Here is a 15273-nt window from a genome sequence, read left to right on the forward strand (position 1 = left end):
TATCATGGAACGACTTTAGAAATGGACCAATGGAACTGGTCGGCCGTGGCGACCCGCGAGTGTGCCACGTCGGGGGCGACGAAGACGCCGCCGAGTTGGTGCGGAAGGGGTTCGAGCGAGCCGACAGACCGGTCGAGTTCGTGACGCTCCCGGACTTGGAGACGGCGCTCGACCGACTCGCCGAAACCCAAAAGCGAGTCGATCCACGGTTGCGGTCGCCGCTCGTCGACTCAGAGGACCCCTTCGACTGTGTCGTGTGTACGCACGGGAACAGCGACCCGCCGGCGGTCGACGCAATCGCGGCGATCCGAGCGGCACACGACCACCTCCCCGTCGTGCTCTTCGCGGAGGACGGTGACGAGAGCCTGGCGAGCGAGGCGATCACCGCCGGCGTCACCGAGTACGTGCCAGCGACCGACGTCGGGGCGGTCGACACCCTCACGGCACGGGCGCTCGAACTGGTCGACGAACACCGGGCCGAGCGGATGCAGGCGCTCCACCGCGAGCGCACGCGCCGGATCGCCGCCGACAGCCCCGAGATCACCACCGTCTTCAGCCCGGGCGGGACCGTCACCTACCAGAACCCGACGGTCACGGAGGTCCTGGGGTACGAACCCGGCGAAATCGACGACGTCGTCCCCTTCTCGAAGGTCCACCCGGACGACTGGCAGGCCATCCGCGAGGAGTTCTACGACGCCGTCATCGACTCCGACTACATCCCCCAGGTCGAGTTCCGCATCGAGGACGCCGACGGGAGCTGGCGGACCGTCGAGGTCCGCGGCCGGAACCTCCTCGACGACCCCATCGTCCGCGGGTTCGTCGTCACCACCCGCGACATCACCGAGCGCAAGGAGCGCGAGCGGGACCTCGAAGGCTACCGAACCCTCGTCAACAACGTCGGCGAGGCGATGTACGCCCTCGACACGGGGGGGTACTTCACGATGGTCAACGACGCGTTCCTCGAACGGACCGGCCTCGACCGCGAGTTCGTCGAGGGCGCCCACGTCTCGACGTTCATGAGCGAGGCGGACATCCGCGAAGGGACGGAACTCATCCTCGAACTCCTCGACGGCGAGGACAACTGGGGACGCTTCGAGTTCACCGTCCAGAACGTCGAAGGGAACTTCAACCGCCTCGAAGACACCGTCGCCGTCCTCGTCGACGACGACGGTAACTTCCGTGGTTCGGTCGGGGTTATCCGGGAAGTCGACGATGGGGAGTGACTAACTCCCAGGCGGGCCCGAACCGTCGACACCGCGGAAGTCGATTCGAAGCCCGCCGGCCTCGCTCTCGGCCATCTCCGTCCGCCAGCCGTGTGCTTCCGCGATCCGCCGGACGATCGCCAGCCCCAGTCCGGTCCCCTCCTCGGTCGTCGATTCGCCGTACTCCCACAGTTGTTCGCGGTCCTCGGGCGGGACGCCCGGACCGTCGTCGGCAACGTAAAAGCCGTCGTCGTGGTCACCGACGGTCACCGTCACGTCTGGGCCGGCGTGTTCGATCGAGTTGCGAAAGAGGTTCTCGAACACCCGACGGAGGCGGGCCTTGTCGGCCGCGAGTTCACGGTTGGTCGCCACCGAGAGCGTCGCCTCACCGGTCTCCATCCGGTCCCAGGTCCCGGACGCGAACGCGGACAGGTCGATGGCCGTTCGCTCGCCGACGGTGTTTCCCTGGCGGGCGAGGTCGACCAGGTCGTCGATGAGGGTCGCGACCCGGTCGGTCGCGCGCCGGAGCGCGTCGAAGTGTGTCTCGTCACCGGTCTCGCGAGCGAGCTGGAGCCGGCCGGTGATGACGTTCAGCGGGTTCCGAAGGTCGTGTGACACCGCACCGATCAGCTCCTCGAGCCGTTCGTTCTGCCGTGCCAGTTCACGCTCGTAGGCGACCCGTTCGGACACGTCACGAGCGACGCCGGCGATCCCGACCGTGTCCCCGTCGGCGTCGGTAAGTTGCGAACCGCGGAACTCGACCGGAATCTCCTCGCCATCGGCCGCCTCCACGGTCGCTTCCGCCACCGTATCTCCCTCCCGTCTGGTCCGCTCGATGGCGTCGACGACGCGGCTGCGGTCCCGCTCGACGAACAGGTCGGCCGGCGACATCGCCGCCATTTCGGCGTCGTCGTAGCCCGTCCGGTCGAGGATAAACTGGTTCCAGTAGACCAGGTCGCCGTCCGCGTCGAGCAGGAAGAACCCGTCCTGGAGGGAATCGAGCGCGCCCGAGAGCACCGCTTCTGGGTCGTCCTCGATCAGCCCCGCCAGGCCCGCCCCGGCGTCGGGCCGGTCGATGTCGCCGCCGAGACCGTCGTCCGCCGGGACGCGGCCGCCGTCGGTCCGGACGCTGTCGTCCCCGACGGCGGTGAGGATCGCCTCGGCCAGGTCCCCGTACTGGTCGACGCCCGACCCTTTCTGGAGATAGGCGGTGACCCCGTTCTCGAAGAGGTCGTCGTCGAGTTGCGTCCGGTCGCGGCCGGTGAAGAGAACGAACGGAATGTCGGGATTTTCCTCGTGGACGGCCTCCACGAACGACCGACAGTCCATGTCCGGGAGCTGATAGTCGCTGATGAGACAGTGGATCGACCCCGCTCGGAGACGGTCGAGGGCTTCGCCCGCGCTCCCGGCCGGCTCGATGGACAGCCGGTCGTCCTCCCGCTCAAGAAAGGTCGTCGCCAGGTCGACGATTTCCGGGTCGTCGTCGACGTGTAACACCCGAATCGGGTCGACATCGACATCGCTCATACGTTCGCCTTGCAGGAGTGAACTGTTAAGCATTGATGCTAGAACGGCCCCAAGCCGCACGCAGCGCAGGCCTGCCCCGCCTCGTGAGCAGGGTCACCATATCAGCCCGAGCCGGTGTCGTTTTCCCCCCGCAGGACCCGTCAGTGACCATGCAATCGCTCGCCGCCCACCACGTCGGTATCACCGTCAGCGACCTCGACCGCGCCGTTGCGTTCTATCGGGACACGCTCGACCTCGCCGTCCTCGACCGCTTCTCCGTCGGCGGGGAGGCGTTCGCCACCGGCGTCGCCGTCCCCGGTGCCACCGGCCGCTTCGCCCACCTCGACGCCGACGACGTCCGCGTCGAACTCGTCGAGTACGACCCCGAAGCACCGGCCCGGGCCGACGCCAGCCTCAACGAACCCGGCGCCGTCCACCTCGGCCTCGCCGTCGACGACCTCGATACGTTCTACGAGGGCCTGCCCGACGACGTCGAGACGCTGAGCGAGCCACAGACCACCGAGAGCGGGACCCGAATCCTGTTCGTCCGCGACCCGGAAGGGAACCTCGTCGAAGTCCTGGAGACGTGAAAACGGAGTGAGAGCCGGTGGAGTGGATTGTGAACCACGCCCGGACTCGCTGTGCTCGTCCGGTCTATTTCAAATCCCTTTGGCGTTCGCTGCTCACGTCCGTTCGCAGCAGAAAGCCGGTGGAGGGATTTGAACCCTCGGCCTAATCCTTACGAAGGATTCGCTCTGCCAGTCTGAGCTACACCGGCAACGGCCGTCAGTACGCATCCTCACATCATCACATAACCGCAATAAGGGTTGCGAATCGACACGGCTCAGGTCCGGGTCAATCGGACATCCAGAACCACGTTCAGTTCGTGTGGGGCGTAGGAGCGCACCGTTCGGCGCGTCTCGACGGCCACCTCGTACTCGGGCTCGGCGGCCGCGCGGATCGCCCGCTCGCCCGGGCCGTAGGGGTCGTCCTCGTGCTGGATATCGTAATAGTGGACGACCGTCTCGTCGCCGGCCAGCCGAACCGCGGTGTCGAGGAACTCGTCTGCGGTGTGGGGCAGGTTCATCACGATCCGGTCGGCCCAGTCGGTGTAGTCGTCGCTGACCTCGCGCACGTCGCCGTGGATCGCCGTCACGCGGTCGGCGACGCCGTTCCGGCGGGCGTTCTCGCGGAGATACTCGATGGCCCGTTCGTTCAGGTCGGTGCCGACGACCGCCGCGCCTCGCTTCGCGAACGGGACGGCAAAGGGACCCACGCCCGCGAACATATCGAACGCCCGCTCCCCGTCGGCCACCTGCTCGGTCACGCGGTGGCGCTCGGTGGCGAGCCGTGGCGTGAAGTACACCTCTGCGAGGTCGACCGCGAACTCACACCCGTACTCGCGGTGGACAGTCTCGGTGTCGCCGCCGGCGAGGACGGCCCAGTCGCGGACCCTGCGTTCGCCCTTGACTTTCGAGGCGCGGTCGAGGACGGTCGTCACCGGCAGGGCCGACGCGACGATGGCGTCCGCGAGGGCCCGTGCACGCTCGTCGTCGTCCTCGTCGATCACCACGACGTCGCCGACGCGCTCGTAGGAGGGGTCGAAGTCGACCAGGTCGGCAGGCATGTCCTGGGTGTCACGGTCCGGTGCCCCGCGGGAGACGACCTCGAACTCCTCGGGGACGGCGTCGGGATCGGTCACGGGGATGTACAGCGAGCCCTCCTCGACGACGATCTCGTGGCCGTCGTCGACGAGATCGCGGTCCGCGAGCCGACGGCGTGTCTCCTCACCGGTCTCGCGGTCGACGCGAACGCAGGGCACCGACATGGTCAGTTCTCGACGACGCCGGGCACTAAGCGTGACGCTTCGCCGATCCGGACCGTTTAATCCGCCCGGCCCCCGAGCGGTGGTATGCTCACCTTCGTCGGCCTCGGCCTCTACGACGAGCGGTCGGTCACCGTCGCCGGCCGCGAGGCCATCGAGGCCGCGGACCGGGTCTTCGCGGAGTTCTACACCAGCCACCTCGTCGGCGCGGACGTACCCGATCTGGAACGCTACCACGACGCGACCATCGAGGTCAGGGACCGCGCCGGCGTCGAGCAGGACCCGGCGCCGATCCTCGATGCGGCCACGGCGGGCGACGCCGTCTTCTGTACCGCCGGCGACCCGATGATTTCGACCACCCACGTTGACCTCCGCCTGCGCGCCCACGAGCGCGGCATCGAGACGCGGGTCGTCCACGGGACGACCGCACAGACCGCCGCGAGTTCGCTCAGCGGCCTCCAGAACTACCGCTTCGGGAAGGCCACGACGCTCCCCTTCGAGCGCGCCCACGGCGGCGACGGCGTCCCCGACAGCGTCGTCGACACGCTCGACGAAAATCGCGAGCGTGGCCTCCACACCCTCGTCTATCTCGATATCAAGGCCGCCGACGACGACTACATGAGCGCCAGTACCGCCGCCGCCCTCCTCGCCGACGACTACGAGGACACGCTCGCGGTCGCGGTCTGCCGGGCCGGGAGCCCCGAGTCGACGGTCACCGCCGACCGGCTCTCAGCGCTCGCGACCCGGGAGTTCGGCCCGCCGCTGCACCTCCTCGTCGTCCCCGGCGACCTCCATCTCCTCGAACGCGACGCGCTCGCCGCGCTCGCGGACGCGCCTGCCGACCCCCTGGCGGAACTGACGGACTGAGCCGTCGGGTCACTGCCCGTCGGTGCGGACCGGTTGGACGCCCAGCGCGCCCTGCAGGTCCCACTCGCTGCCGGTCGCCATGAACAGCAGGTCTTCGATGACGACCAGTACCTCGGGGAGCTCCCGGACGACGAGCCAGGTGATGGCCACAAGCGCCACGACCGAGAGGCTCTGTGCCAGCACCCGGTCCGCGAGGAAAAAGGAGACCTTGTACGGGTCGGCACTGCCGAACAGCGTCATGACGGCGTCCGGGAAGACGTGGAGGTACTGCCTGCCAAAGGAGAGGCCGATGAAGACGTTCCGAACCAGGTTCAGCGCGTAGATGATCGGGATCGAGAGGCCGAGCGCGGCGGCCTTCCGTCGCCACGGTGCCCGAACGGCACCGATCAGGCCCGCGAAGATCGCCATGCTTCCGATCCCCGTACAGGCGATTTTGATCGTGTAGGTCACCTGGTGGCCGTCCGGGAGCACCCACAGGAACGTGTTCCGGTAGGGGTCGACCCGGCCCTGCGGGGAGTCGACGACACCGTTGACGAAGTCGCCGTTGACCACCTGCGGGTCGTAGCCGATCAGGTTCATCAGGAACTGCGTCTGACTCGTCACTGCCTCGACCAGCGGGCGCCGGAAGAGTGCGAGCGCCTCGAAGGGGAGGAAGACGATCCCCATGATCGCGACGGCGCGGGTCAGGACGTGCAGCGACTGGCGGCCGTTCGCGAGCAGGTACGCGACGTACAGCGCGCCCGGGACCGCCACCAGCGTCCCGATACCCTCGACGATGCTCTTCTGGACGAACGCGAAGTGATAGATGAGCGTCAGCCAGAAAGCGGCGAAGAGGACCCAGGCCGCGACCGCGACCCACCGGGTCGAATCGAGGTCGCGGTCGTACCAGGCCAGGACGGAGGCGAGCGAGAACGCCGCGATCACGAGCCAGGCGAGCGGGTCGGAGAACCCGGTCAGCCACTCCAGCGTGCCCAACACCTGGTCTAGCATCTATCGGGTGTTGGGCGATTTCCGATATATGTCTTGTCGTTAATCGCGCGCGGGATGCACGTCCGGACGCGCATGGCGCTGTCGCTGTTCGGGTCGTGTGCGAAAGAAATGAGGATTCGTCGAAGGCCGGAGGTTACTCCGGGTGTTTAGTCACGACGGCGCAGGGCCAGGAGGGCCGCTGCGGCGAGTGCGACGAGAGCGATGCCAGCCGTGAAGCCGGGACCGCCGGTCGTCGTCGTCTCGGGCGGAGCCGTGGTGCCGGGCTCGTCGGTCGGCTCGGCAGTGTCAGGCTCTTCCGTCGTGGTCGGCGGCTCGGTCGTCGTCGTCGGCGGCTCAGTCGTCGTGTCGGTGGTCGGCGTCGGCGTAGCGATCGTGTACTGCGCCGAGTCCGTCACCGCGGAGCCGTTCGCCGTGTACGGGCTGTCGGCCTGCGGGAAGTCATACTGCTGGTTCCCGTTGGTGTCCAGGTGCGGCATCGCGATCACCTGCTGGCCGTCGCTCAGCGGTTCGTCGAGGGTGACCTCGACGCCCGTGGACTGGCCTTCCGACAGGTACTCACTGTTACCGATGACAGGACCGACACCGCCGTCCTCGGTGACCGAGTGGATGGCGACGAAGCCACCCTCGGACATGGTCACGGAGCGAACGGTGACGGTCGTGCCGTCGCCGCTCTGGTCATCGATGCGGACCTGCGCGACGGGGGCCTCCCCAACAACGCCGGGAGTGTCCTCGTCGTCGAAGCCGCGTGCGCTCGCCGTGAAGGACGTGTTCTCGGCGACGGTCGAGAAGTCGACCGACGCGTTGAAGCTACCGTCCGCCTGCACGACGGGCTGCGGGCTGCGCAGGAACGGACTCTCGCCCGTCGAGCGGATACGGAGGTCGAGTTCCGTACCGGGTGCGACGGTGGTCGAGCCCGAGATGGTCTGACCGGACTGCGCGGACACCTGGATGATGTCCTGCGCGTTCGTGTCGTAGGTCAGTTCCTTCTCGACGACGGTGAAGTCGCTGTCAGCGACGATGACGCCGTCGTTGTTCAGCGCACCGTCGGCGATGCTGAGGTTGGCCGTGTACTCCTCACCATCCTGCATGGAGAGGTCGGTACGACCGACGTCGTCGACATCATCGAGAGCTCCGAAGACGGCCTGATTGGCCGCAGCGCGGTCCTGAGCCTCGTTACGGTCCATGTTGGCCTCCTGCTCATCGATGAAGATGAACAGCGAGGAGTTCGCCTGGTCCGGAACGACGCGCATCCCGTTGTTCTGCAGCGCGGTTTCCGCGAGGTCCAGGCTCTTGCCGTTCCGGTTCGCAACCGGGTTCTGCTGTTCGACGCGGAAGTCGAAGTCACCGACGTAGGCGTCAGTGACCTCGAGACCGTCTTCAGCGCCAGCGTAGTTGTAGTTCTCACCACTCACAGCGGACTGGCCGCTGATGTCGCCGCGCATCAGTTCGACGAACGCTTCGTCGTAGTCCTCACCGTCGTCCTTGGCGGCCGCGAGGCCACCGAAGAAGCCGGTACCGCGGTACTGGAACACCATCACGTCGCGCTCGGCGATGGTGTCGTCCTCGGTGAGCGTGTCACCGATGGACGCGTAGATCTCGGAGCGAGCGTCTTCGACGTCGCTGTCGAGATCGTTGTAGTTGTTACGGGACATCGTCCAGGTGCGGAGGCCGTCGTTGACCGTCTCGGTGACGTCCATGGTACCGACGGCGAGCTCCTGCCCGGTGATGCCGCCGTCCGTGACGTTGATGTCGTAGTCGGCGTTGTCCAGCGGCGGGTCGTCGATGAAGATGTCGCCGCCACTACCTGAGCTTCCCGGAATAGCGGTCAGGTTGACGTTGCTGATCGTGTCGTCGTCGTCGGCCGGTTCGACCGACGTCGGCGTCACGGCAAGCGCGTTGACCGAGTAGTAGGTCTGCTCGGTGCTCTGACGGAGACGGTCGTCGTAAGTCCGACTCGGGAAGTCGTTGTTGTCTAGGTCAATGTCTCCGTCGCCGTCAGCGTCTTCGACCAACTGAGCGTACGGACCCTCAGTCAGATCGATGTTGTTCGCGTTGGCGAACTTGACTAGCTCTTCCAGAGTGTGCTCCTGGGCATCATTACCGTTAACGGAGCCGTTGCTGATGGAGAGTGCAGTCTCTGCGTCAACGTCACCCGGAACGGCACCGAGGTCACCGCGGCCGACCGTGTACAGGTCGATGCCAGCGGTGACGACGTCGTCGTCGTTACCGTCCTCGATGTCGAAGGTGAGGTTGAAGTTCACGTCGTTGTAACCGACGTTGACCGTTGCCGTGTCGGTGTTCTCGAGCTGGATCGGGATCGCAGCGTTGTCACCCTCGCCAGCGCGGGCGATCGGCTGGAGGATCTCCGCGTTGACGTCCTCCTCTTCGGTGTTCGAGATCGAGTCGGACGCGGAGGCGTCCGTGTCGGCGACCTCGAAGTTCAGCGTGTAGTCACCAGTCTCGACTTCACTGAAGTTGAGGCTGATGTTCGCGTTCTCCTTCTGCGTGCGGAACGCGATAGTGTCGTCGTCGATGTTCGGGCTGCTGTTGCCCGTCAGCTGGAGCTCGGCCGTGCTGGTGAACGCAGCACCGTCGTACCGAGCGATCGAGCTGTCGTCGACACCGATACCGTCGCTGTTCGACTCCGGCGAGTGCTCGCCGATGTCGTCGCCGTCAGTGTCGATTTCAGCCGCGAAGAGGTTCTCGAGCTCGTCACCGTCGAGACCGTCAGCCGTGACGGTGGTCACGTAGCCCGCGCGGTTGGAGTTCAGCTCGATGAAGGTCCGCTCCTGGCTGATCTCCGTGTCCTTGAAGCTCGCGCTCAGGGACTGAACGGTGACCTCGAAGGAAGCGGCTTCGATGGCACCTTCGGTTGCGGTATTGTCAATACTGCCGGCTCGCACCAGTCCGTTGCCGTCGAACGCGTCGACAGACGAACCGCCGGAGTCCGACACTGTTGTGCCGTCGTCCTGCGCGATACCGCTCTCGAAGTTGTAGACACCGGAGGCCGATCCACCAGGCTGCGTGACGACGTAGTCGCCCTCACGGTTGCTGGTGTCGACGATGGCCTCACCGTTGCCGTCCATCGAGAGGTCGGACACGAAGCTACCGACTTCTTCGCCGTTGTCGGTGTCGTCCGCCTCACGGAGCTGGAGCTGGGAGTTCTGCTGGCTGCTGACCTTGATGACCAGGTCGGAACCCTGCCAGTACGGACCGCCGCTGGACGTCAGCCGCGCGTCCCACTGGTCCTGCGGATCGTCGTCAGGGTCGTTGTCCTGCTGCAGCGCGATGCTAGAGGTCGGGTTGATCGACAGCGTTGCAGTGGACGGGTTGTCCGTGCTCTGCGTGTTGATCGCGACCTCAGTGGTGTAGGAGCCACCGTTGGCCGGGTTCTGGACGTTGTTAACCGTAACGAGAACGTCGTCGCCCGAGTTCAGGTTCGTGTTCCCGTCGGACGAAATCGTCAGCGTCTCACCGTTATTACTGGCACTGACACCGGAGACAGTTGCACTGTTATCGACAGTGCCGTCATTGTCAGTGTCAACGCCGAAGGTCACAACGTCGGCCTGCACAACGTTGCTCACGTCGGCAGATTCCGACGCGACGCTGTAGTCGATTTCGATGTCCTGTAATGAGTTAGTTGCGTCGTTCGATTCCACTGCGGCCCGCACGTCGTGGGTCGAGGACGACCCCGGCGTGGCGGGACTCGCCGTAATGGACGAGTTTGCGGAAGCTGCAGCCGTTCCTGCGAATGCGACTGAGCCGGCGAATACCGAGCCGATCATCAGCGCAGTCAGGAAGAGACTGCGAAGTTTATCTCGTGTTCCTGTCATATTTGGTTTGGTTAGCTTCTGGGGCGGTTCCAGCACCTTTCAGCACGGACCGGTCGCGGCTCGCACAGCAGCCGCGTGGAGACCGGTCCGGCGTACTCGCTACTGTCACCATGGGTAGGGGTACGGTCAGAAGGTTGGGCCATCCATATAAATGCTTTGTGGTCAGGTACGGCCGGTGACACCACGACACATACCCCGAAATCGGGTGTTTCGGCGGATGCGACGACCGTTTGGCCTCGTATGTGAGGCCGTCCGTCTGCCGGCTTACAGCCGTCTGACAATTGTTTCGAAATTTAGAGGATTCGAGGCGAGAATTGCCTCGGGCGCGGAGCGAAGCGAGGTCGACGGAAGAATCGCGTGTACCGACGCACACACGCCTGGCAAAGTGATCGAACTCGTGACCCCCTGCGTTCCGGACGGTCTTCGCGGCGAGAAACCGACCGAAATACGAGGATACAGACATACATTTATAAATTGGAGTGCCGAATTGGTAGGTACGGAATGCCGATCAGCATCGACGAGTTCGAGTCACGGGACCCGGACGCGAGGCGAACGAACGCGGAGCGGGTACTGCGATTCCTCGCGGACAATCGGGACAAGGCGTACAAGGCCGTCGAGATCGCCGACGCGGCCGACGTGGACGAGAACTCGATCCATCCCGTTCTGAACCGGCTCGAAGAACGGGGGCTGGTTCGACACCGAGAACCGTACTGGGCCGTCGGCGACCTCGACGCGATCAGCGAGGCGACCGTCTTCCACTCCACGGCGGCGTTTCTCGACGAGGAACTCGGCCCGGAGGACAGGGAGGAGTGGCTCGCCGCGGCGCGAACCGACGAGGACCGCGACGAGTGACCGACACGGTCCCACTTCGACGACCTCGAACGCGGACACGTCGTCCTCGCGCCCGATCCCTTCAAGTCCGACGACGATGCGACCCGTCCCTGGGTGGTCGTCAACGACGAAACCCACCCGTTCGACAAGGAACAGTACGTCGTCATGGGCCTGACGACACGGACCTGGTACGACGAGCGCATCCCGCTCGACGAGAGCGATTTCCGGGATCGAAAAGCACCGCGGGAGAGCGCGATAGTGCCACACGCGATCGCGTCGCTCACGCCCGTCCTGATGACCGACTACGTCTGTCGGGTTCGCTCCGAACCCCTCGACCGAGCCGTCGGCGAACTGACCGAGTATCTCTGACGCCGGTCGTGAGACGGTTCAACCCCTCAGTTCAGCGCTCGACGATCTCGATCTCGTGGCCGTCGGGCCCCTTCGTGAACGCGTAGCGGTTGCCACAGCTCTCGGGGTCGCGGTAATCGGGAGCGTGGCGATCCATCAGCGTCCCCCAGAACCCCTGGAGGTCGTCGGCTCGGACCGCGACGTGGCCCCAGGCGTCGCCGAGGTCGTAGGTCCGGTCGTCGAGGTTGTCGGTCAGTTCCAGCGACATCGCCTCGTCGGCGGCCTCGTCGGGTTTCATGAAGTAGAGCGCGAAGTCGTCGAACTCCTCGCGGCGGAACAGGCCGTACTCCAGTTTCCGGGTCAGCCAGCCGATGGTCTCGTCGGAGTCCTCGACGCGGAGCATCGTGTGGTCGAGGCTCCACTTCGACCCGTGGTCGCGCTCGACGACCTCGATCTCGTGGCCGTCGGGGTCTTTCACGAACGCGTAGCTGCCGCCACAGGAGTCCGGGTCGCGGTAGTCCTCGACGCCGCTGTCCATCAGTTCCGCGTAGGCGTCGTAGACGTCGTCACAGCGGACGGCGATGTGGCCCCACGCGTCGCCCATCTCGTACGTGCGCCCGTCGTGGTTGTACGTGAGTTCCAGCAGGGCGCCCTCCTCGTGAATCTCCTCGGGGCCGAGGAAGACGTTGGTGAACGTCTCGGCCTCCCAGCGTCCTTTCTCCTCGTAGTCGAGGTGTGTGGTGTACCAGTCCAGTGCGGTGTCCAGGTCCTCGACGCGCATCATCGTGTGGTCGAGCGTCGCGTGCATATCCGGTTGCTGGGTCGGTGGCGTCGTAAGGCTACCGGCGCTCACTCGACGGCCGGCCACACGAGCGACTGCAGGTCCCCCCGGTAGTACGTCCAGGCGACGAGCAGGCAGAGCAGGGTCCCGACCGGCACCGAGAAGTAGCCACGCCGGCGCAGGAACCCGAGCGACACCCAGAAGTGTGTGACGCCGGCGAGCACGAGCAGCGTCGCCGTCACGCGTCCGTCCTCCCGCCAGACCACCCCGAGTAGCGCGCTCCCGACCGCCAGCAGGTACAGCAGGACGCTACTGCCCCAGGCCAGGAGGAAGCGCGGCAGGCCGGCAGTGAACCGGAAGTAGTAGTCGTAGATCGTCGCCAACTGGACCGGGTCGAAGTTGAGCAGACCAAAGGGTAGGACGACCGTGATCGCACCGTTGGCCGAGACGAGCGTCCACGGGGCGATCCCCAGGGCAAGCAGTATCGGGAGTCGCCGGGACTGGCGGACCGCTTCGGGGACCACACCGTCCGCGTCGGCGGTCCGGTCGGGCGCGTCGGCGGCCTCGCCGTCGTGGTCCGATGCTCGTGGCATTACTTGCGTCTCACGATGCGGAGCACGTCCTCGTCGGCGAGTTCGTGGTCCGTCCCGACCTGTTGTTCGTCGTGTTTGGCACTCGGGCCGGTGACGCGGGCGAAGCGGAACCGGTCCTCGAAGTTCCCGCCGAGTTTCCGGCAGGCGTCCTCGACGGTGTCACCCTCCCAGAGGATCAGCGGTTCGTCGTAGTCGACGCCGCGACCGGGTTTGTCCATGTAGATTCTCATCAGCCCCAGTTCGTCCCAGAGGCGTTCCTTCAGGGCGTCGAGGCCCTTCTCCTCCTCGGCGGAGATGAAGACGGCCTCGTCGGGATCGATGTCGTGTCCGCGGAGGTTCTCCTCGACGGTCGGAAGGTAGTCGGGGTCGATCAGGTCGACCTTGTTGACGGTGACGACGGAGGGCAAGTACTCGCGGTTGTCCATCACGCCGTCGATCAGTCGGTCGAGGTCCACCTGCTCGCCGATGGTGATGTCGGCGTTGATGAAGCCGTTCTCCCGCAGGACCTCCTTGATGGTGCCGTCGTCGAGGTCGAGATCGACGCTCGAATCCACCCGGAGGCCGTCTTTCCCCTTTTTGCGAACAGTGATCCGTGGCGGGTCCGTGTCCAGTCGCACCTTGTTCTTGTATAGCTCTTCGCGCAGGCGCGCGTAGTCGTCGATCTCGAACACGTCGAGGATGAAGACCACGAGGTCGGCGGTTCTGACGACCGAGAGGACCTCTTTGCCGCCCCCGCGACCGCCGGCGGCCCCCTCGATGAGTCCCGGGACGTCGAGGATCTGAATGTTCGCACCGTTGTACTTCAGCATCCCGGGATTCACGTCGAGGGTCGTGAACTCGTAGGAGCCGACCTCGCTGTCGGCGTTGGTGAGAGCGTTGAGGAGGGTGGATTTGCCGGCACTCGGGAAGCCCACGAGGGCAACGGTGGCGTCGCCGTGTTTCTCGACGCCGTAGCCGTAGCCGCCTCCGCCGGAGGACTGCTGTTTCTCCAGCTTCTCCTTTTTCTGCGCGAGTTTGGCCTTGAGGCGGCCGATGTGCTCCTCGGTCGACTTGTTGTAGGGCGTGTCGGCGATCTCCTCTTCGATCTCCCGGATTTCCTCCTCGAGCCCCATTACCGGTCCATCCGCCCTCGGCCCTCATTAGGGCTTTCGTTGCCGGTCGCGTCCCCCACTCCGTGCCCCGGCCCTATGCCCAGTGCCACAGAATCCGACGGTGCCCGGGAATCATGTCATCCCCGGTAGTCGCTTCGCGTGGAGTCGATTCGCGTGGGATGAACGGACACGGCGTCCCCCGGAGCGAATCTCTGCCTCCCTCGCCCCGGGCGGAGAGTACATCGTTGCCGTCGAACCCGGGCGCGTCGACGAAGTGATGCAGGTACTCCGAGGCGGAGAAGAAGAAGGTGGAGTGCGGTCTGAGCGACTCACACACGGGCCGGGGTTTCGACAGACCTATAGGAAGAGCAACCAACCGTTTCGGTGATGCCAGACGCGGCGAACCTGCGCGACAGCACGCAGATCCTGCTCCCGAAGTCCGCACTCGAGGGACTCCGGGACGAACTAGAGGAGCGGTTCGTGCTGACCTTCCGCAGCGAGGAGTCCCGCGTACGGATCGTCGGCAGCCCCGTCGAGATCAAGCAGGCGAGCGCGTTCCTCGCCCGCAACGGAATCTCCGTGCAGTAGTCGCACCGAGTAGCCGGCCTCGTCGGCACGACCGCACGGCCCCTGGCTACCGCCGTCGCGGTGTGTGGCCGGCACACATTCCGGACGCGGAAAGCAACTCTTAAAGGCGCCCCGGCGTGAACCGTGAGGTATGGCTGGAACCATCGAGGTACTCGTCCCCGGCGGGCAGGCCAACCCCGGACCGCCGCTCGGTCCGGAACTCGGCCCGACGCCCGTGGACGTGCAGGCAGTCGTCGAGCAGATCAACGACCAGACCGCGGCGTTCGACGGGACGGAAGTCCCTGTCACCATCGATTACGAGGACGACGGCTCCTTCAGCATCGAGGTGGGCGTCCCGCCGACGGCCGAACTCGTCAAGGACGAGGCCGGCTTCGAGACCGGGAGCGGCGAACCCCACGAGGAGTTCGTGGCCGACCTCAGCGTCGACCAGGTCAAACAGATCGCCGAGCAGAAACACCCCGACCTGCTCTCCTACGACCTGAAAAACGCCGCCAAGGAGGTCGTCGGGACCTGTACCTCCCTGGGCGTGACCATCGAGGGCGAGAACCCGCGCGAGTTCAAAGCGAAGATCGACGCCGGCGAGTACGACGACCGCTTCGCCGAGGAAGCGACGGCGTAGTCGCTAGAGCCGACACCGCGTCGGGCGACGACTGGAGTCCGACGGTGAGTTCGCCGAGGAAGCCTCGGCCTGAGCCCCCGAGTGGGCGTTTCTCTCTCCCGTCAGGAACCGTCGCCCGACGCGGGGTCGGTTCGACGGGTTTAAGTTCGGCATCCGATTTGTTCGAGGCGAACAGGCGTAGCCTGTTTCACGCCGTAGG

Annotated in this window: 14 protein-coding genes, 1 tRNA gene and 1 pseudogene; 7 read left to right on the forward strand and 9 right to left on the reverse strand. The window is 65.7% G+C overall.

Annotated elements, in window-relative coordinates:
- Window positions 1–29: 29 nt before the first annotated feature.
- On the forward strand, window positions 30–1223 hold the full coding sequence (locus MUG96_RS13080; protein WP_246983431.1) for a PAS domain S-box protein: 1194 nt from the start codon (window positions 30–32) through the stop codon (window positions 1221–1223).
- Here MUG96_RS13080 and MUG96_RS13085 read toward each other — a convergent pair whose 3' ends face one another.
- The gene (locus MUG96_RS13085; protein WP_246983433.1) at window positions 1224–2729 is read right to left on the reverse strand and encodes an ATP-binding response regulator; all 1506 of its coding nucleotides are present in this window, start codon (window positions 2727–2729) and stop codon (window positions 1224–1226) included.
- 149 nt (window positions 2730–2878) lie between these two features.
- On the opposite strand from MUG96_RS13085, the gene MUG96_RS13090 reads away from it, so the two are divergent.
- Complete coding sequence (locus MUG96_RS13090) at window positions 2879–3298, forward strand: VOC family protein (RefSeq protein ID WP_246983436.1); 420 nt, start codon at window positions 2879–2881, stop codon at window positions 3296–3298.
- Between the two features lie 114 nt (window positions 3299–3412).
- Here the strand turns inward: MUG96_RS13090 and MUG96_RS13095 are convergent.
- Both MUG96_RS13095 and MUG96_RS13100 read right to left on the reverse strand, forming a co-directional pair.
- A tRNA-Thr gene (locus tag MUG96_RS13095) sits at window positions 3413–3486 on the reverse strand.
- A 66-nt stretch (window positions 3487–3552) separates the two neighbouring features.
- Window positions 3553–4536: a class I SAM-dependent methyltransferase gene (locus MUG96_RS13100; protein ID WP_246983438.1), complete on the reverse strand. Its 984-nt coding sequence runs from the start codon at window positions 4534–4536 to the stop codon at window positions 3553–3555.
- A gap of 84 nt (window positions 4537–4620) precedes the next feature.
- Between MUG96_RS13100 and dph5 the strand changes: the two genes are divergently transcribed.
- Window positions 4621–5400, forward strand: a complete 780-nt coding sequence (gene dph5, locus MUG96_RS13105; RefSeq protein WP_246983440.1) for a diphthine synthase — start codon at window positions 4621–4623, stop codon at window positions 5398–5400.
- A 9-nt stretch (window positions 5401–5409) separates the two neighbouring features.
- Here the strand turns inward: dph5 and artA are convergent, their stop codons facing one another.
- The 3 genes and pseudogenes from artA to MUG96_RS24260 all read right to left on the reverse strand — a co-directional run.
- Window positions 5410–6390 (reverse strand): archaeosortase A, encoded by a 981-nt coding sequence (gene artA / locus MUG96_RS13110; RefSeq protein WP_246983442.1) that lies wholly within the window; start codon window positions 6388–6390, stop codon window positions 5410–5412.
- 146 nt (window positions 6391–6536) lie between these two features.
- Entirely contained in the window at window positions 6537–10049 is a 3513-nt protein-coding gene (locus tag MUG96_RS13115; RefSeq protein ID WP_246983444.1) for a DUF7282 domain-containing protein, read from the reverse strand.
- Between the two features lie 81 nt (window positions 10050–10130).
- Window positions 10131–10223, reverse strand: a pseudogene (locus MUG96_RS24260) (surface glycoprotein); the annotation flags it as partial.
- A 501-nt stretch (window positions 10224–10724) separates the two neighbouring features.
- On the opposite strand from MUG96_RS24260, the gene MUG96_RS13120 reads away from it, so the two are divergent.
- Window positions 10725–11075 (forward strand): helix-turn-helix domain-containing protein, encoded by a 351-nt coding sequence (locus MUG96_RS13120; protein ID WP_246983446.1) that lies wholly within the window; start codon window positions 10725–10727, stop codon window positions 11073–11075.
- Between the two features lie 93 nt (window positions 11076–11168).
- Window positions 11169–11423 (forward strand): hypothetical protein, encoded by a 255-nt coding sequence (locus tag MUG96_RS13125; protein WP_246983448.1) that lies wholly within the window; start codon window positions 11169–11171, stop codon window positions 11421–11423.
- 31 nt (window positions 11424–11454) lie between these two features.
- Here MUG96_RS13125 and MUG96_RS13130 read toward each other — a convergent pair whose 3' ends face one another.
- Genes MUG96_RS13130 through MUG96_RS13140 form a run of 3 tightly spaced genes read right to left on the reverse strand, consistent with a single transcriptional unit; the run spans window position 11455 to window position 13888 of the window.
- Window positions 11455–12210, reverse strand: coding sequence for a VOC family protein (locus tag MUG96_RS13130; RefSeq protein ID WP_246983449.1), 756 nt, complete (start codon window positions 12208–12210; stop codon window positions 11455–11457).
- A 41-nt stretch (window positions 12211–12251) separates the two neighbouring features.
- On the reverse strand, window positions 12252–12776 hold the full coding sequence (locus MUG96_RS13135) for a TIGR04206 family protein (protein WP_246983450.1): 525 nt from the start codon (window positions 12774–12776) through the stop codon (window positions 12252–12254).
- A complete protein-coding gene (locus tag MUG96_RS13140; RefSeq protein WP_246983451.1) occupies window positions 12776–13888 on the reverse strand; it encodes an OBG GTPase family GTP-binding protein in 1113 nt (370 codons plus the stop codon). The genes MUG96_RS13135 and MUG96_RS13140 overlap by 1 nt, the downstream gene beginning before the upstream one ends.
- A 366-nt stretch (window positions 13889–14254) precedes the next feature.
- On the opposite strand from MUG96_RS13140, the gene MUG96_RS13145 reads away from it, so the two are divergent.
- Both MUG96_RS13145 and MUG96_RS13150 read left to right on the forward strand, forming a co-directional pair.
- A complete protein-coding gene (locus MUG96_RS13145; protein WP_246983452.1) occupies window positions 14255–14455 on the forward strand; it encodes a VNG_1110C family protein in 201 nt (66 codons plus the stop codon).
- A 130-nt stretch (window positions 14456–14585) separates the two neighbouring features.
- Window positions 14586–15074 carry a 50S ribosomal protein L11 gene (locus MUG96_RS13150; RefSeq protein ID WP_246983453.1) on the forward strand — a complete coding sequence of 163 codons (489 nt, stop codon included), beginning with the start codon at window positions 14586–14588 and terminating at the stop codon, window positions 15072–15074.
- Window positions 15075–15273: the final 199 nt, after the last annotated feature.

Source organism: Halorientalis marina, from assembly GCF_023028345.1.
GTDB lineage: Archaea > Halobacteriota > Halobacteria > Halobacteriales > Haloarculaceae > Halorientalis > Halorientalis marina.